A 17,036-nucleotide genomic window follows, 5' to 3' on the forward strand; every position below is an offset into this window, starting at 1 on the left:
ATGACGCTCGACGACCTGCCCAACTCCCGTACCGAGCCCGACGGTTCCGCCGTCATCCGGGTGCTGAGCTACAACGTCCGCTCGCTGCGCGACGACGAGGACGCGCTCGCGCGGGTGATCCGGGCGTGCCGGCCCGACGTCGTCTTCGTCCAGGAGGCGCCCCGCTTCTTCCGGTGGCGCAAGCACGCCGCGCGTCTGGCCAAGAAGAGCGAGCTGGTCGTGCTGACGGGTGGCGCGAGCGCGGCCGGTCCGCTGCTGCTGTGCTCGCTGCGGGTGACGGTCGAGCGCACCGAGGACGTCCTGCTGCCGCTCACGCCCGGCCTGCACCGGCGGGGCCTCGCGACGGCCGTCGTACGCGTCGGGGGCGCCCGGCTCGGGCTGGTCGGCTGCCACCTGAGCCTGAGCTCCGACGAGCGGTACGCCCAGGCCGGGATGGCGCTGGACCGGCTGGCCGCCCTGGACGCGCCGCACGCGATCGTGGCGGGCGACGTCAACGACGAGCCGGACGGGACCGCGTTCCGGCGGCTCGCGGCCGAGCTCCAGGACTGCTGGGCGGTACGGCCCTGGGGCGGCGAGCTCACCTGGCCGCCCGGCGGGCCGCGCAAGCGGATCGACGCGGTCTTCGCCACGAAGGGCGTCGAGGTGCTCGGCTGCGGCGTCCCGCGGGGCCTGCCGGGCATCACGGACACGGACCTGCGCGCGGCCACGGACCACCTCCCGGTCCTGGCGGCGCTCAGGGTGCCCGGCGACGCCGCCCGGACCGTTTAGGGCCTGTCTTCGGGATCAGGCCCTAGACCACGGCGCCCCGGCCCGGGTCGTCGTCCTCCTCGTCGCCGTGGCGCATCCGGGCCACCAGGGTGAGGAAGCCGCCGACGAAGCCACCGACGCACAGCGTGGTGAGCCACCACGTCATGTCCCACTGCAGCAGCACCGCGACCAGCATCAGCACCGGGCCGCCGACCACGCCGAGCCACGCGAACTTCGCGGTCGTGTCCGCCTCCGGCAGCGGGGGCGGCTCCGGTGGCACGAAGTGGCCCTCGTCCGATGCGTCGAGGTCGTCCTCCTTGGCCTCGGGCAGCTCGTAGTCGCGCGGGCCGCCACCTCCGACGCCGGGGGCGAAGACCACCGAGCTGCCCAGCGGCCGGTCGGCGGCCCCGCCCGCGTCGCGGGTCTCCCCGCCGCCGTCCTCAAGGTCCCCGTTGACGTCGCCCTCCGGCAGCGGCAGGTCCTCCACGGCCTTGAACGTGAACGGCTTCACGCCCGGCGGGTCCGCCGGCTCCTCGCCGTACCCGGCGACGATCGCCGCCCACGCCGCCTCTTCGTCGAACGGCTGCTCGTCCCGCTTGTCCGAGTCGTGCTGCTCAGCCACCGGTGGTGCTCCCCTTCTCGCCGACGCCCGGAGCGAGCCGGCCGATGAACGCGTAACTCTCCTCGAAGATCCGCTCCGCGTCGTGGTCCAACGTCGCCACGTGGTAGCTCTGTTCCAGCAGGACCTCCCGGACGTCCACCGAGGAGATCCGGCTCAGGATGCGGGCCGAGTCGGCCGGCGACACCACGTGGTCCTGCGGGCTGTGCAGCAGCAGCACCGGCTGCGTGACCTGCGGAAGCTCGCCGTCGACCATCCGGAAGAACCGCCGCACCGAGTGCGCGGCGTGCAGCGGCACCCGGTCGTACCCGGCCTCCGTCATGCCCTCCTTGGCTATGTCGTCCACGATGCCGGGCCGCGACGGGACGAGGTGGCGCACGACCGGCAGCGCGTGGGCGGCGAGCCCGTGGATCTTGTTCGCCGGGTTCACCAGCACGATGCCCCGTACGGCGTCGCCGTGCCGGGCGGCGAGCCGCAGGGTGAGCGCCCCGCCCATGGAGAGCCCGAAGACGAAGACCTGCTCGCACCGCGCCAGCAGCGCCCGCAGCTCGCGGTCCACCTCCGCGTACCAGTCCTGCCAGCCGGTCACCTGCATGTCCTGCCAGCGGGTGCCGTGCCCGGGCAGCAGCGGCAGCGACACCGTCAGGCCGCGCGCGGCCAGGTACTCGGCCCAGGGCCGCATGGACCGCGGCGAGCCGGTGAAACCGTGACAGAGCAGCACGCCGACCCGGCCGCCCTCGTGGCGGTACGGCTCGGCTCCGGGGACGACCGGCACGGGGGTCTCCTGTTCGGGAAAGGGTGATCGATGGGGCGGGGGTGGATCTCGGGAAGGAGGTGTACTTCACCGTACGCGACCGGACTGACACCGACCAGAGCCGTCGTCCCACCCATCAGCCCATCAGGAAGAGCCCAGGCGCCGCACGGGTTATGGTCTGTTCGACGGAACACAGGAGAGGCACTCGAAACTTGATCTACGGCGCAATGAAGTTCTCCATCGGAGGGACGCTGAAGCTCGCCTTCAGGCCCTGGGTGGAGGGCCTCGAGAACATTCCCGCCGAGGGGCCGGCGATCCTCGCGAGCAACCACCTCTCCTTCTCGGACTCCTTCTTCCTGCCCGCGGTCCTCGACCGCAAGGTGACCTTCATCGCCAAGGCCGAGTACTTCACCTCGCCCGGCGTGAAGGGCAAGCTGACGGCCGCGTTCTTCAAGGGCGTCGGCCAGCTGCCGGTGGACCGCTCGGGTGCCCGCGGCGCCGGCGAGGCGGCGATCAAGAGCGGTATCGAGGTCATCGAGCGCGGTGAGCTCTTCGGCATCTACCCCGAGGGCACCCGCTCGCCGGACGGCCGGCTCTACCGCGGCAAGCCCGGCGGCCTCGCGCGCGTGGCGCTGGCCACCGGGGCGCCGGTCATCCCGGTCGCGATGATCGACACCGAGAAGATCCAGCCGCCCGGCAAGGTCGTCCCCAAGCTCATGCGCCCGGGCATCCGCATCGGCAAGCCGCTGGACTTCAGCCGCTACCACGGCATGGACGGCGACCGGTTCATCCTGCGCTCGGTCACCGACGAGGTGATGTACGAGATCATGAAGCTGTCCGGCCAGGAGTACGTCGACATCTACGCGACCGCCGCCAAGCGCCAGATCGCCGACGCCGAGAAGGCGGCCAAGGAAGCGGCCAAGGAAGCGGCCAAGGAAGCGGCCAAGGAGGCCGCGAAGGAAGCGGCGAAGGCCGAGCGCGAGCAGCCCGGCGCCTGAGCGCGCCGTACATCCAGGGGTGGGGAAGTTGGCCAAGCGCGAGCGCGTCGTGCGCATGTCCGTCGAGCAGCCGCTGTGGCGTGCCCTGACCGCGTACCGCGTGCTCACCATGGTGTACGCGGTGCTGCTGTTCGTCTTCACCCGCGACAAGTTCGAGCGCCCCTGGGTGGCCGTCGCCTTCCTCGCCGTGATGTCGGTGTGGACGCTGGCCACCCTCCCGAAGGTCGCCGGTGCCGCCGGCTGCACCAAGCGGTTCCTCGTCGCCGACCTCACCCTCGCCCTCACCGGCATCCTGCTGACGCCGCTCGCCGACGTGCACGCCCAGACGTTCGACGGCTCGACGCTGCCGACCATCTGGACCGCCGGTTCGGTCCTCGCGTACGCCATCAAGGGCGGCTGGCGCTGGGCCGCCCTCGCCTCGTCCCTGGTGGCCGTCGCCAACATCGTCGAACGCGGCCAGCCCAGCCGGGACACCCTCCACAACGTGCTGCTCGTGTGGGTGGCCTCCATCGCCATCGGTTACGTCGTGGAGGTGGCCCGCGCCTCCGAGCGCACCCTCGCGCGGGCCCTGGAGATCGAGGCCGCCACCCGCGAGCGCGAGCGGCTGGCCCGCGACATCCACGACTCCGTCCTCCAGGTGCTGGCCATGGTCCAGCGCAAGGGCACCGCCCTGGGCGGCGAGGCCGCCGAGCTCGGCCGGATGGCGGGGGAGCAGGAGGTGGCGCTGCGCACCCTGGTCGCGGGCGGCCTGACCCCGGCCTCGTACGTCTCCGAGGACGAGTCCCAGGGCGCGGTGGTCCGCGTGGTGGAGGAGCCGGACGACGACACCGCCCCCGGCGCCCCCGTCGACCTGCGCACGCTGCTCGCCCCGCACGCCGGATCGCGGGTCACCTTCTCGGAACCGGGTGCTCCGGTGCTGCTGCCGCCCGCCGCGGCGAAGGAGCTGGCGGCCGCTGTCAGTGCCGCCCTGGACAATGTCCGCAGACACGCCGGCCAGGGTGCCCAGGCGTGGATCCTCGTCGAGGACTGGCCCGACGAGGTGATCGTGACGGTACGGGACGACGGGCCGGGCATCCCGGAGGGGCGGCTCGCGCAGGCGGAGGGAGAGGGACGCATGGGGGTGGCGCTCTCCATCCGCGGCAGGCTCCGCGACCTGGGCGGCACGGCCGAGCTGATCTCGGTCCCGGGCCAGGGCACAGAAGTCGAATTGAAGGTTCCACGGGGGAAGGCGACGAGATGACGCAGCAGCAGACGAAGGTGATGGTCGTCGACGACCATCCGATGTGGCGGGACGCGGTCGCCCGCGACCTGGCCGAGGCCGGGTTCGACGTGGTCGCCACCGCGGGGGACGGGGAGCAGGCGGTCCGCCGCGCCCATGCGGTCTCCCCGGACGTCCTCGTGCTGGACCTGAACCTGCCCGCCAAGCCGGGGGTCCAGGTCTGCAAGGAGCTCGTCGCCGCCAACCCGGCGCTGCGCGTGCTGGTGCTGTCCGCGAGCGGCGAGCACGCCGACGTGCTGGAGGCGGTGAAGTCCGGCGCGACCGGCTACCTGCTGAAGTCGGCCAGCACCGAGGAGCTGATCGACGCCGTGCGCCGTACCGCCGTCGGGGACCCGGTCTTCACGCCGGGCCTGGCCGGGCTCGTCCTCGGGGAGTACCGGCGGCTGGCCTCCGACCCCGCCCCCGCCACCGGGCGGGACGAGCCGAAGGCGCCGCAGCTCACCGAGCGCGAGACCGAGGTGCTGCGGCTGGTCGCCAAGGGCCTGAGCTACAAGCAGATCGCCGAGCGCCTGGTCATCTCGCACCGCACCGTCCAGAACCACGTCCAGAACACGCTCGGCAAGCTCCAGCTGCACAACCGCGTCGAGCTCGTGCGGTACGCGATAGAGCGCGGCCTGGACGACGCGTAAGCGCGCTGACGTATGCGCTGGGCGCGCGTAACTTCCCTACGCCCGCCCGGAATTCACCTTTCGTACCGTCCCGGAGTGAGCTGGGTCACCCTTACCGTGACCGTGCAGCCCTCGGCGACGACGAAGGGAAACGGTCCATGCGGGTGGGAGTACTGACCGGCGGCGGAGACTGCCCCGGCCTGAACGCGGTCATCCGCGGCATCGTCCGCAAGGGTGTCCAGGAGTACGGCTACGAGTTCACCGGCTTCCGGGACGGCTGGCGAGGCCCCCTGGAGGGCGACACCGTGCGCCTCGACATCCCCGCCGTGCGCGGCATCCTGCCGCGCGGCGGCACCATCCTCGGCTCCTCGCGCACCAATCCCCTCACGGCGGCGGACGGCATCCACCGCATCAAGCGGAACCTCGCCAAGGAGGAGGTGGACGCGCTCATCGCGATCGGCGGCGAGGACACCCTCGGTGTCGCCGCCCGCATCGGCGACGAGTACGGCGTCCCCTGCGTCGGCGTGCCCAAGACCATCGACAACGACCTGTCCGCCACCGACTACACCTTCGGCTTCGACACCGCCGTCGGGATCGCCACCGAGGCCATCGACCGCCTCCACACCACCGCCGAGTCCCACATGCGGGTCCTCGTCGTCGAGGTGATGGGCCGTCACGCCGGCTGGATCGCCCTCCACTCCGGCCTCGCCGGCGGCGCCAACGTCATCCTCATCCCCGAGCAGCGCTTCGACGTCGACCAGGTCTGCGCCTGGGTGACCTCGCGCTTCCGGGCCTCGTACGCGCCGATCGTCGTCGTCGCCGAGGGCGCCATGCCCAAGGACGGCGACATGGTGCTGAAGGACGGCACGCTCGACTCCTTCGGCCACGTCCGGCTCTCCGGGGTCGGCGAGTGGCTGGCCAAGGAGATCGAGAAGCGCACCGGCAAGGAGGCCAGGACCACCGTCCTCGGCCACGTCCAGCGCGGCGGCACACCGAGCGCCTTCGACCGCTGGCTGGCCACCCGCTTCGGGCTGCACGCCATCGACGCCGTACGCGACGGCGACTTCGGCACCATGGTCGCCCTGCGGGGCACGGACATCGTCCGCGTCCCGATCCGCGAGGCGACGGCCCGCCTGAAGACGGTCGACCCGAAGCTGTACGAGGAGGCCGACGTCTTCTTCGGCTGACGGGCCGCGCCGGCCGGTTCCGGCCGACCGGCGCGGGCCCGGGGGCGGTCGTATATTCGCCCTATCCGGGCGGAGGGAGACAGACCGTGGAAGTCCTGGCCTTCGGCGTGCAGACGGACGAGAAGCCGCTGATGGAGGCGGCTTTCGCGGGCCGGCACGACCTCCGCTGCCTGGACGTCTTCCTCACCGGGGACACCGTCCCCCTCGCCGCCGGGTACGAAGCCGTCTCCACCAGCGTCAACGCCGACCTCGACGCCCGCGTGCTGCACGCCCTCGCGGCCGGCGGCACGCGGATGATCGCCCAGCGCTCCACCGGCTTCAACAACATCGACCTGACCGCCGCCCAGCAACTGGGCCTCACCGTCGCCCGCGTCTCCTCCTACTCGCCGTACTCCGTCGCCGAATTCGCCTGGGCCCTCGCGATGGCGGTCAACCGCCGCCTCGTCCGCGCCGCCATCCGCACCCGCGACTTCGACTTCCGCCTCGACGGACTGCTCGGCCACGACCTGCACGGCCGCACGGCCGGCGTCGTCGGCACCGGCAGGATCGGCGAGGCGTTCACCCGGATCGCCCACGGCTACGGCATGGAGCTCCTCGGCTGGGACGTCGCCCCCAACCCCGCGTGCGTCGCGCTCGGCATGCGGTACGTCGAGAAGGAGGAGCTCTTCGCCGCCTCCGACGTCCTCAGCCTGCACGTGCCGCTGGTACCGGAGACCCGCCACCTGGTCGACGCCGCCGCGCTCAAGGCCATGAAGGACGACGCCATTCTGGTGAACTCCAGCCGCGGCGGTCTGATCGACACGGACGCCCTCGTCACCGAGCTGCGCGCCGGCCGCTTCACCGGCGTCGGCCTCGACGTCTACGAGGCGGAGGCCGGGCTCTTCTACCTGGACAAGTCCCTGGAGCCCGTCACCGACGACACCCTCGCCCGGCTGATGACCTTCCCGAACGTCGTGGTCACCTCCCACCAGGCGTACTACACCGTCGACGCGGTGACCGAGATCATCGCGACGACGGTGCGGAACATCACCGACTACGAGGCCGGCCGCCGCGGCGAGAACGTCCTGGTCCCGCCGCCCGGCGGCCTCACCGCGGGCTGACCTCCAGCTCCCGCAGCAACTCCCGTACGACCGCCGCGCCGCGCAGCGTCAGCACCGACTCCGGATGGAACTGCACGCCCGCGAAGCCCGGCCCGCGCAGCGCGTGCACCTCGCCCGTCGCCGCCTCGCGGCTGATCTCCACGCCGTGCGCCGCGAGCTCGGCGGCGGCACCGTCGTCGCAGCGGGCCGTGAAGCTGTTGTAGAAGCCCACCGTCTCCGGCGTGCCGAACAGGTCGATCCGCACCTGGGCCCCCTGGAACGGCACCTCCTTGCGCACGATCGGCAGCCCCAGCTCGGCCGCGATCAGCTCGTGCCCGAGGCACACCCCGAGGGTCACGTGGCCCGCAGGGCCTCGATGAGGGGTGGTGGCCGGGAGACGGGCGGGCCCGTGCGGGTGGCCGCCCGCCCGGCGTACGAGCTCGGCGGCGAGCGCCCGCAGCGACCGCATCTTCGGATCGGTCAGGTCGCCCGGGTCGCCGGGCCCGGGCCCCAGCACCACCGGACCCTCGTGCGCGAGCGCCGCCTCCCGCAGCCCCGGCTCGTCGTAGCGGCGGACCGTCACCTCCAGGCCCGAGGCGCGCAGCACGTGCGCGAGCATCGCCGTGAAGGTGTCCTCCGCGTCCACCACCAGCGCGTGCCCGGCGGCCGGGGCGGCGGGCCGGTCCTGCATCCTCAGCCAGAACGGCGCCAGGTCGGCGCGACGCGCGTCCAGCGCCGCCCGCACCCGGGGGTCCTCCGCCAGCCGCGCCGGCCGTACGGACTCCTCGCGCGGCCGCCCCGGGCGCACCCCCAGCGCCGCCAGCACCCCCGCCGCCTTGGCGTGCGTCTCGGCGACCTCGCTCTCCGGCACCGAGTGCCGCACCAGCGTGGCGCCGACCGGGACGCGCAGCTCGCCGTCGGCCGTGATGTCGGCCGTACGGATCAGGATCGGCGAGTCCAGCGTCTGCGCCCCGCTCGCGTCCGTCCCGAGCAGCGCCAGGGCGCCCGCGTAGTAACCCCGCCCACCCCTCTCATGCCGCTCGATGACGCGGCAGGCGTTCTGCACCGGCGACCCGGTGACCGTGGCCGCGAACATCGTCTCGCGCAGCACCTCCCGCACGTCCAGCGAGGAGCGGCCGCGCAGCTCGTACTCGGTGTGCGCCAGGTGGGCCATCTCCTTCAGCCGCGGCCCGACCACCACGCCGCCCATGTCGCCGACGGTGCACATCATCTTCAGTTCCTCGTCCACGACCATGGAGAGCTCGTCGGTCTCCTTGCGGTCGGCGAGGAAGGCGAGCAGGTCCTCGGCCGTCGGCCCGCCCGCCGGATACCGGTACGTGCCGCTGATCGGGTTCATCACCACCGTCCCGCCGGACATGCGGACGTGCACCTCCGGGCTCGCGCCCACCAGGGTGCGCTCGCCGGTGTGGACGACGAAGGTCCAGTAGGCGCCCCGCTCACCGGCGAGCAGCCGCCGGAACAGCGCCAGTGCGTCCCGCCGCCCGAACCCGGGGACCGCGCCCCGGTACGTACGCCGGATGACGAAGTTCGCGCCCTCGCCCCGCCCGATCTCGTCCTCGATGACCCGCCGCACGGTCCCGGCGTACTCCTCGTCCGAGACGTCGAAGGCCCCGCCCTCCACCACCACGTCGTGCGCGGGCAGCCGCTCCAGGACCTCCGCGAGCGGCAGCTCGTACGCCTCGTCGGCGACGAGCACCGACAGCGGCGTCCCGTCGTCGCGTACGTCGAAGCCGCGCTCCCGCAGCTGCCGGAACGGCACCAGGGCGAGCGCGGGCCGCGCCCCGACGGGGAGGTCGGCGAGGCGTTCCGCCTCGTGGACCGCGCCGATCAGCACCTCGACGGTGTCATGGTCACGGCCGGGTGTTCGGCGGCGCAGCAGGGCGAAGGGCGGGCAGGTGTCGTCGAGGAGTCGACCGAGGTCCATGGTGTGTGCGTTCCTTCCGGGAGGAGGGGGAGGAACGGCCCGTGAAACGGAAGAAGGCCGCCCCTCGGGCGGCCTTCGCGGTGTCGGTGCGTACGCGAGTCAGTGGGCCGCCGGATGAGCGGTCCACCACCAGTTCTGGGTCGTCTGGGTCTGCTGTGCGTACATGAGCCGCACACTACCCCAAGATTCCTTGTCTCATCAGGTGGGCTCACAGATGGACGTATCGGAAGAACCCGTAAGGTTGGTCAGGTGACCGTGAACGCTAAGACCACCGCTACCGGTGGCAACACCTGGCGAGACCTGCCCGCGGCGCAGCAGCCCGAGTACCCGGATGCCGAGGCTCTGCGCGATGTGATCGCGGACCTCGAGTCGTATCCGCCGCTCGTCTTCGCAGGCGAGTGCGACCAGCTGCGCGCCCGGATGGGAGCCGTCGCCAGGGGCGAGGCGTTCCTGCTCCAGGGCGGCGACTGCGCCGAGGCGTTCGACGCCGTGTCCGCCGACCACATCCGCAACAAGCTCAAGACGCTGCTCCAGATGGGCGCCGTCCTCACCTACGCCGCCTCCGTACCCGTCGTGAAGGTGGGACGGATCGCCGGCCAGTACTCCAAGCCGCGCTCCAAGCCGACCGAGACCCGCGACGGCGTGACCCTGCCGACCTACCGCGGCGACTCCGTCAACGGCTTCGAGTTCACCGAGGCGGCCCGCGTCCCGGACCCGCAGCGGCTCAAGCGCATGTACCAGGCGTCCGCCTCGACGCTGAACCTGGTGCGCGCCTTCACCACCGGCGGTTACGCCGACCTGCGCCAGGTGCACGCCTGGAACCAGGACTTCGTGAAGTCGTCGCCGTCCGGTCAGCGCTACGAGCAGCTGGCGCGCGAGATCGACAACGCGCTGAACTTCATGAAGGCCTGCGGCACCGACCCGGCCGAGTTCCGCACGGTCGAGTTCTACGCCTCCCACGAGGCGCTGCTGCTGGACTACGAGTCGGCGCTGACCCGCGTCGACTCGCGGACCGGGCACCTGTACGACACCTCGGGCCACATGGTCTGGATCGGTGAGCGCACCCGCCAGCTGGACGGCGCGCACATCGAGTTCGCCTCGCGGATCCGCAACCCCATCGGGATCAAGCTGGGCCCGACGACGACGGTCGACGACGCGCTGACGTACATCGACCGCCTCGACCCGGACCGCGAGCCGGGCCGGCTGACCTTCATCGTCCGCATGGGCGCCGACAAGGTCCGCGACAAGCTCCCCGAGCTGGTCGAGAAGGTCACGGCGTCCGGTGCCACGGTGGCCTGGGTGACCGACCCGATGCACGGCAACACCTTCGAGGCGGCCTCCGGCCACAAGACGCGCCGTTTCGACGACGTGCTCGACGAGGTCAAGGGCTTCTTCGAGGTCCACAAGGAGCTCGGTACGCACCCGGGCGGCATCCACGTGGAGCTGACCGGCGACGACGTCACCGAGTGCGTGGGCGGCGGCGACGAGATCTTCGTCGACGACCTGCACCAGCGCTACGAGACCGCCTGCGACCCCCGGCTCAACCGCAGCCAGTCGCTGGACCTGGCCTTCCTGGTGGCGGAGATGTACCGCGACCAGTGATCTTGGCTTGAAACAGCCTTGAAACGCCGATGGGGCGCGGATCCATGTGATCCGCGCCCCATCGGCGTTTTCGTCGGCTTCCCCGCTGTTGCGCTCCGGGGGTGCGGGGTAAGGTTAGGTTAGCCTCACCGAGGAATCGGGAAGGGCTCCCAGAACCATTGGCCGTCCGACCCGTTTCCGGATCCGCAGGGAGGTGACCGCGTGTACGTCTGCTCGTGCTTCGGTGTCACGGAGAAGCAGGTCAAGGAACACGCGGACGCCGGCGCCTGCACGCCCCGCCAGATAGCGTCCGCCTGCAAGGCCGGCACCGACTGCGGGTCCTGTGTACGCCGCATCCAGGCCATCCTCGGCCGCGGCAACTGCCCCCGGCGCGAGCTGGTGGACCAGGGCAGGCCCGCCCTCACCGCCGACGTCCCGGAGACCGCCGAACCGCTGGCCGAAGCCGCGTAAGGTCCGGGTGCGCTAGCTGTCCGGCTGCTCGATCAGCTGGGCGATGTAGAGCGCCTCGCCGAGCTTGTCGATCAGGTCCAGCTGCGTGTCGAGGTAGTCGATGTGGTGCTCCTCGTCCGCGAGGATCGACTCGAAGATGTTCGCCGACGTGATGTCGCCCTTGGTGCGCATCACCTCGATGCCGCGCTTGAGCCGGTCGATCGCCTCGACCTCGACCTGCCGGTCCGCCTGGAACATCTCGGTGAGCGTCTGGCCCACCCGGACGTGGAACAGCCGCTGGTAGTTCGGCAGGCCGTCCAGGAAGAGGATGCGGTCGGTCAGCACCTCGGCGTGCTTCATCTCGTCGAACGACTCCGCACGCGTGTACTTCGCGAGCTTCGTCCACCCCATGTTCTCCTGCATCTTGGCGTGCAGGAAGTACTGGTTGATCGCCGTCAGCTCGGCGGTGAGCTGCTCGTTGAGGAATTCGATGACCTCGGGGTCGCCCTGCATCGCAGAGGCTCCTTCCGCGCGTGTGAACGATGGCACATGCCGATGCCGCGCATCCTCGCACCGCCGGGAGAGGTCGTCCAGTAAGTACAGGCTTAGTGGGACTTGCCCGAATGCGGGCCTGTACCGTCCCGTCCCTGGTCATGACCACCCCTCCCGGTCTGTCACCATTGAGGCATGGGTCACCCAGGGAGCGAGGAAAACCGGGCGTCAGGGGAGTCCGAGCTTCCGCCGGGCCAGCGACTGCAGCGCGGTTGGCCGGTGACCCATTACGGCCCCGTCCCCAAGTTCAAGCCGGACCGCTGGGAGTTCCAGGTCTTCGGCGCCACGGCGGACGGCGAGAAGCACAGTTGGACCCACGAGCAGTTCTCGGCCCTGCCGTTCTCCACGGTCGTGGCCGACCTGCACTGCGTGACGAAATTCAGCATGGTGGGGGCCGAATGGGGTGGCGTCCCCGCCCGTACGATCCTGGAGCTGGCGCCGCCGGCCACTGGGGTCAGCCATGTGATGGTCTGGGCGGAGTACGGCTTCAGCGCCAACATGCGGCTCTCGGACTTCGCGTCGGACCGCTCGATTTTCGCCACCCACAAGGACGGTGAGCTCCTCACCGCCGAGCACGGCTTCCCGCTGCGGCTGATCGTGCCGCACCTGTACGCCTGGAAGGGGCCCAAGTGGGTCCGGGGCGTGGAGTACATGACCGCCGATCGCCGCGGCTTCTGGGAGGAGCGCGGCTATCACAACATCGGCGACCCGTGGCGGGAGCAGCGGTACTCGTACCAGGAGGAGCCGGGGGACGGCCCGGAGCTGTAGTACCCCTCCCGGGTAACCGGTCACGTCGTCAGTGGTGGTACTGGTGCACCACCGCGTGGCCCTTGCCGCGGCCGATCATCCACTTGTTGACGGGTGTGGTGATGACGAAGGCGGCGAAGAGGGCGAAGGCGAGGACCCCCCAGAAGAACGCGTCCGTCAGGTGGGCGTCCATGGCGCCGGGCCAGAGGGCGAGTACGCCGTTGTCGATGATCTCCATGACGGCGATGGAGAGCGTGTCGGCGGCGAGGGCGACCCGGAAGGCGGTCTTGAAGTCGACGCCGGCCTTGAGGATGCCGCGCAGGGTGAGCGCGTAGCCGAAGGTGAAGGCGAGGACGATCGCCAGGGCCATGGTGGGGACGTTGCCCCAGCCGAGGGCGGTGCCGATGACCATGCCCAGGACTTCGCCGATGGCGCAGCCGGTGAGGCAGTGGAGGGTGGCCTGGGCGGCCATGGACCAGCTGACCTTGCCCGCGCCCGTGTGGTGCTGGTGATGTTCGTGATGCTGGTGCTGCTCGTGGTCGTGGTGCTCGTGGCCGTGCTGGTCCTGCGGTGCGTGCTGCTCGTGGCCGTGGTGCTCGTGGCTCTCGGGCTGCTGGTGCTGTGCGTGGTGCTGGTGCGCCTGCTCGCTGTGCTCCGCGTGGCTGTCGTGCCGCATGAGATCCCCCAACGCCTGGTAGCGGTTCCTGCCGACAGCAAGAACCGTATACCCCCTAGGGGTATTCCCTCAAGGGGTCACCGTCACCGGAGTTTCTTCAGCCGCCCCACATCCGCCGCGTGGCCTTCCTTCCCCCCGGGCGTCTCGATGATCAGCGGCACGCCCTCCGTCGCCGGGTGGCGCATCAGCTCGCGGAACGGCTCCTCGCCGATGTGGCCGGCGCCGATGTTCGCGTGACGGTCCTTGTGGGCGCCCACCACGTCCTTGGAGTCGTTGGCGTGGATCAGCTTCAGGCGGCCCTCCCCGACCGTCTCCACCAGCAGGTCCAGCGTCTGCCGCATGCCGTGCTCCCCGGTGAGGTCGTGCCCGGCCGCGAAGATGTGGCAGGTGTCGAGGCAGATGCCCAGCTTGGGGTGGGCGTCGAGCGCCTCGAAGTACGGGCCGAAGTCCCAGGTCCGGGAACAGAGCGAGGCGCCTTGCCCGGCCGTCGACTCCAGCAGCAGGAACGGGTCGTCGTCGTGCGTCAGCTCGTCGAGCAGCGGCAGCATGTGGGTGCGCACCTGCGCGAGGGCCTCCTCGCGGGGGCGGCCCCCGGTCGCCGAACCGGTGTGCACCACCACGCCCAGCGCGCCGATCTCCCGGGCGCGCCGCAGCGAGTGGCGCAGCGACGCCACCGAGAACTCGACGGTCGCCTCGGTGTGGGAGCCGAAGTTGATCAGATACGGGGCGTGGACGTACGCCGGTATCCCCTCGGCGGCGCACTCGGCGCGGAACAGCTCGTCCTGCACCGGGTTCCCGGCGGGGGTCGCCCAGCCGCGGGGGTTGGCGACGAAGACCTGGACGGTTTCGGCGCCGAGCTCGCGTGCGTACGACAGGCCGGTCTTGGCGAGGCCGCCGGCCACGGGGACATGGCCGCCGACGGGGTTGCGCATGGGTGCTCAGATTCCCTTGGTCTTGATGGTGATGGTGCTGCCCTCGGGGGCCTTCTCGCCGCCGGCTACGGACTGCTCGCTCACGGTGTCGCTCAGGAAGGGGAAGGCCTTCTCGACCTTCACCTGGAAGCCCGCGGCCTCCAATTCGCGCCGCGCGTCGTCGACGCCGTCGCCCGTGACGTCGGGAACGGCGACCATGCGGGGGCCCTTGGAGACGGTGAGCGTGACCGTGTCGCCCTTGGCGGCCTGGCGGCCGTCGGCCGGGGACTGGCTGGCGACGGCGCCCGCGTCCTGGGCCGAGTGCACCCGCTCGGGGGCGACCTTCACGGTGAACCCGGCCTCCTCCAGCGTACGGGTGGCGTCCCGGACCGGGTCGCCGGTGACGTCCGGGACGTCGACCGGGGCGCCCCGGCTGACCACGAGGGCGACGGCGGAGTCGGGGTTGCGCTCGGTGCCGGGCTCCGGGTCGGTGCCGATCACCGCACCCGGCTCGACGTCCTCGCTGAAGGCCTTGGTGACCACGCCCGGCGCGAGACCGGCCTTGGTCAGCTCGCGCTTCGCCTCCGCGAGCGGCTTGCCCTTGAGGTCGGGGACCTTCACGATCTCGGGGCCGCGCGAGATCGTGAGCGTCACGGAGCCGTTGTCACGGATCCGCTCGCCGGGGGCGGGGTCGCTGGCCATGACCGTGCCCCGCTCGTAGGCGCTGCTGTAGGCCCGCTTGACCCCCTTGACGTCGAGGCCGGCGTCCGTGAGCCGCTTCTCCGCCTCGGCCTGGGTCTGGCCGAGGAGCGTCGGGACGCGGGTGAACTGCCCCGAGTTGATGTACCAGACGCCCGCGCCGACCCCCAGCACGATCAGGACGGCCACCAGCGCGGCGATCATGCCGCGCCGGGGGGCGCGCACCGCCGCCGGCCGGTCGGGCTCCGGGGCCGGAGGCTGCAGGGCCGGCGGCACCTCCAGGCGGCTGGTGTGGTGGACCGGCTCCTGCGGCTCGGGCAGCGGGCGCGCGATCACGCTGGTCACGTCCTCCGGGCCGCCGGCCCCGTCCGCCGCGGGCACCTCGGCCGGCGGCTGCGCCCGTACCGACGGCGGGTCCAGGTCCAGCTGCTCGTCGCCGAGCGCGGCCCGCGCCTCGCGGGCGTGCGCGAGGAGCGCGACGGCGTCGTACGGGCGGACCTCGGGGTTGCGGGCCGTGGCCAGCGCCACCAGCTCGTCCAGCTCGACGGCCAGCCCGGGCACGGCGGCGGACGGGGCCGGAACGTCGGCGTTCAGGTGCTGGTAGAGGACCTGGGCGGGCGTGTCGCCGGAGTGCGGCTTGGCGCCGGTCAGCATCTCGTACAGGACCACGCCGCACGCGTACACATCGGTGCGCGTGTCGGCGGCGCCGTCCTCGATCTGCTCCGGCGCCAGGTAGGACACGGTGCCGAGCACGGAACCGGTGGTGTTCGTGGCGGCGCCGACGGCCCGGACGAGCCCGAAGTCGGCGACCTTGACCCGGCCGTCGTCCCCGATCAGGACGTTCTCCGGCTTCATGTCCCGGTGGACGAAGCCCGCCCGGTGCGCGGCCCCCAGCGCCGCGAGCACCGGCTCCAGGATGTCGAGCGCGGCCCGCGGGCGCAGGGCGCCGCGCTCGCGCAGCACGTCGCGGAGGGTGCAGCCCGCGACGTACTCCATGGCGAGGTACACGTACGCCCCGTCGGCGCCCTGGTCGAAGACCCCGACCACGTTCGGGTGCGAGAGCCGCGCCACGGACTTGGCCTCGCGGATGAACCGCTCGACGAAGGTCGCGTCCGTGGCGAGGGCCGGGTGCATCACCTTGAGCGCGAGCACCCGGTCGAGCCGGGTGTCCACGGCCCGGTACACCGTGGCCATGCCCCCGACGGCGATGCGCGCCTCGACTCGGTAGCGGCCGTCGAGCAGCTGGCCCACGAGCGGGTCGTGCAGGGTCGTATCCACCCGCCCGAGTCTACGAGCCCGCACCGACACCCCCGCCGCCCCGTACGGGCCCCTGCCGTGACTGCAGCCGAGCTGTGACACCGACGACACCTCCGGCGCCCCGTGGAGGGGCGCCGGAGGTGTCGCCGTCAGAACGCCGGCCGCTCCGGGTCCAGGACCGCGCGCCCCTCCACCGGGGACGACGCCTCCGCGAAGTGCCGGCGCGGGATCCGCCCGGCGCGGTACGCGAGGCGGCCCGCCTCGACCGCGTGGCGCATCGCCTCGGCCATCAGCACCGGCTCCTGCGCCCGCGTCACCGCCGATGCCAGCATCACCGCCGCGCACCCCAGCTCCATGGCGAGCGCCGCGTCCGACGCCGTACCGGCGCCCGCGTCCAGGATCACCGGCACGCGCGCGTGCTCCACGATCAGCTGGAAGTTGTGCGGGTTGCGGATGCCGAGCCCCGAGCCGATCGGCGAGCCCAGCGGCATGATCGCCGCACAGCCGACGTCCTCCAGCCTGCGCGCGAGCACCGGGTCGTCGTTGGTGTACGGCAGGACCGTGAAGCCGTCGTCGACCAGGGTCTCGGCGGCGTCGAGCAGCTCGATCGGGTCGGGCAGCAGCGTCCGCTCGTCGGCCACCACCTCCAGCTTGATCCAGTCCGTGCCGAGCGCCTCCCGCGCGAGCCGGGCCGTCAGGACCGCCTCGCCCGCGGTGAAACAGCCCGCGGTGTTCGGCAGGACGCGGATGCCCAGCTTGTCGAGGACGGACAGGACCGAGCCCCGGACGGTCGGGTCCAGGCGGCGCATCGCCACGGTCGTCAGCTCGGTGCCGCTGGCGACGAGGGCGCGTTCCAGCACGTCGAGGCTGGGCGCCCCGCCCGTACCCATGATCAGCCGGGAGTCGAAGGCGGTCCCGGCGATGGTGAGACGGTCGTCCGCCATGGT

The 17,036-nt window shown here is 71.9% G+C and carries 18 protein-coding genes; 9 read left to right on the plus strand and 9 right to left on the minus strand.

What is annotated here, in order from left to right:
* Positions 1-768: an endonuclease/exonuclease/phosphatase family protein gene (locus AC07FJ_RS03125; RefSeq protein ID WP_479044648.1), complete on the plus strand. Its 768-nt coding sequence runs from the start codon at positions 1-3 to the stop codon at positions 766-768.
* A 22-nt stretch (positions 769-790) separates the two neighbouring features.
* Here the strand turns inward: AC07FJ_RS03125 and AC07FJ_RS03130 are convergent, their stop codons facing one another.
* Together AC07FJ_RS03130 and AC07FJ_RS03135 are read right to left on the minus strand one after the other, a co-directional pair.
* On the minus strand, positions 791-1,369 hold the full coding sequence (locus AC07FJ_RS03130) for a hypothetical protein (protein ID WP_479044651.1): 579 nt from the start codon (positions 1,367-1,369) through the stop codon (positions 791-793).
* Positions 1,362-2,141, minus strand: coding sequence for an alpha/beta hydrolase (locus tag AC07FJ_RS03135; protein ID WP_361414482.1), 780 nt, complete (start codon positions 2,139-2,141; stop codon positions 1,362-1,364). The genes AC07FJ_RS03130 and AC07FJ_RS03135 overlap by 8 nt, the downstream gene beginning before the upstream one ends.
* A gap of 206 nt (positions 2,142-2,347) precedes the next feature.
* Between AC07FJ_RS03135 and AC07FJ_RS03140 the strand changes: the two genes are divergently transcribed.
* The 5 genes from AC07FJ_RS03140 (at position 2,348) to AC07FJ_RS03160 (ending at position 7,292) form a co-directional block, all read left to right on the plus strand.
* Positions 2,348-3,118: a lysophospholipid acyltransferase family protein gene (locus AC07FJ_RS03140; RefSeq protein WP_479044654.1), complete on the plus strand. Its 771-nt coding sequence runs from the start codon at positions 2,348-2,350 to the stop codon at positions 3,116-3,118.
* Positions 3,119-3,146: 28 nt separating this feature from the next.
* On the plus strand, positions 3,147-4,358 hold the full coding sequence (gene macS / locus AC07FJ_RS03145) for a MacS family sensor histidine kinase (protein ID WP_479044656.1): 1,212 nt from the start codon (positions 3,147-3,149) through the stop codon (positions 4,356-4,358).
* Positions 4,355-5,026 carry a response regulator gene (locus AC07FJ_RS03150; RefSeq protein ID WP_479044658.1) on the plus strand — a complete coding sequence of 224 codons (672 nt, stop codon included), beginning with the start codon at positions 4,355-4,357 and terminating at the stop codon, positions 5,024-5,026. The genes macS and AC07FJ_RS03150 overlap by 4 nt, the downstream gene beginning before the upstream one ends.
* A gap of 137 nt (positions 5,027-5,163) precedes the next feature.
* Positions 5,164-6,192, plus strand: coding sequence for a 6-phosphofructokinase (locus tag AC07FJ_RS03155; RefSeq protein ID WP_479044660.1), 1,029 nt, complete (start codon positions 5,164-5,166; stop codon positions 6,190-6,192).
* A gap of 86 nt (positions 6,193-6,278) precedes the next feature.
* Positions 6,279-7,292: a 2-hydroxyacid dehydrogenase gene (locus AC07FJ_RS03160; protein ID WP_479044662.1), complete on the plus strand. Its 1,014-nt coding sequence runs from the start codon at positions 6,279-6,281 to the stop codon at positions 7,290-7,292.
* On the opposite strand, the gene AC07FJ_RS03165 is transcribed toward AC07FJ_RS03160, so the two are convergent.
* Positions 7,279-9,216, minus strand: coding sequence for an anthranilate synthase family protein (locus AC07FJ_RS03165; RefSeq protein ID WP_479044664.1), 1,938 nt, complete (start codon positions 9,214-9,216; stop codon positions 7,279-7,281). The two genes, AC07FJ_RS03160 and AC07FJ_RS03165, sit on opposite strands and share 14 nt — an antisense overlap.
* Before the next feature lie 99 nt (positions 9,217-9,315).
* Positions 9,316-9,381: a trp operon leader peptide gene (locus AC07FJ_RS03170; protein WP_468293381.1), complete on the minus strand. Its 66-nt coding sequence runs from the start codon at positions 9,379-9,381 to the stop codon at positions 9,316-9,318.
* 90 nt (positions 9,382-9,471) lie between these two features.
* Here AC07FJ_RS03170 and AC07FJ_RS03175 point away from each other — a divergent pair, with 90 nt between their 5' ends.
* Both AC07FJ_RS03175 and AC07FJ_RS03180 read left to right on the plus strand, forming a co-directional pair.
* Positions 9,472-10,818, plus strand: a complete 1,347-nt coding sequence (locus tag AC07FJ_RS03175) for a class II 3-deoxy-7-phosphoheptulonate synthase (protein ID WP_361415177.1) — start codon at positions 9,472-9,474, stop codon at positions 10,816-10,818.
* 201 nt (positions 10,819-11,019) lie between these two features.
* The gene (locus AC07FJ_RS03180; RefSeq protein WP_361414494.1) at positions 11,020-11,268 is read left to right on the plus strand and encodes a (2Fe-2S)-binding protein; all 249 of its coding nucleotides are present in this window, start codon (positions 11,020-11,022) and stop codon (positions 11,266-11,268) included.
* A gap of 12 nt (positions 11,269-11,280) precedes the next feature.
* On the opposite strand, the gene bfr is transcribed toward AC07FJ_RS03180, so the two are convergent.
* The gene (bfr, locus tag AC07FJ_RS03185; protein WP_479044666.1) at positions 11,281-11,760 is read right to left on the minus strand and encodes a bacterioferritin; all 480 of its coding nucleotides are present in this window, start codon (positions 11,758-11,760) and stop codon (positions 11,281-11,283) included.
* A gap of 174 nt (positions 11,761-11,934) precedes the next feature.
* Here bfr and AC07FJ_RS03190 point away from each other — a divergent pair, with 174 nt between their 5' ends.
* Positions 11,935-12,567 carry a sulfite oxidase-like oxidoreductase gene (locus AC07FJ_RS03190; protein WP_479044668.1) on the plus strand — a complete coding sequence of 211 codons (633 nt, stop codon included), beginning with the start codon at positions 11,935-11,937 and terminating at the stop codon, positions 12,565-12,567.
* Between the two features lie 28 nt (positions 12,568-12,595).
* Here the strand turns inward: AC07FJ_RS03190 and AC07FJ_RS03195 are convergent, their stop codons facing one another.
* The 4 genes from AC07FJ_RS03195 to AC07FJ_RS03210 form a co-directional block, all read right to left on the minus strand.
* Positions 12,596-13,222 (minus strand): DUF4396 domain-containing protein, encoded by a 627-nt coding sequence (locus tag AC07FJ_RS03195; protein WP_479044670.1) that lies wholly within the window; start codon positions 13,220-13,222, stop codon positions 12,596-12,598.
* 83 nt (positions 13,223-13,305) lie between these two features.
* Complete coding sequence (locus AC07FJ_RS03200; RefSeq protein ID WP_479044673.1) at positions 13,306-14,154, minus strand: deoxyribonuclease IV; 849 nt, start codon at positions 14,152-14,154, stop codon at positions 13,306-13,308.
* 6 nt (positions 14,155-14,160) lie between these two features.
* The gene (gene pknB / locus AC07FJ_RS03205; protein ID WP_479044675.1) at positions 14,161-16,110 is read right to left on the minus strand and encodes a Stk1 family PASTA domain-containing Ser/Thr kinase; all 1,950 of its coding nucleotides are present in this window, start codon (positions 16,108-16,110) and stop codon (positions 14,161-14,163) included.
* Positions 16,111-16,238: 128 nt separating this feature from the next.
* Complete coding sequence (locus tag AC07FJ_RS03210) at positions 16,239-17,033, minus strand: thiazole synthase (protein WP_361414506.1); 795 nt, start codon at positions 17,031-17,033, stop codon at positions 16,239-16,241.
* Positions 17,034-17,036: the final 3 nt, after the last annotated feature.

This window comes from Streptomyces sp. NPDC045998, from assembly GCF_056430285.1.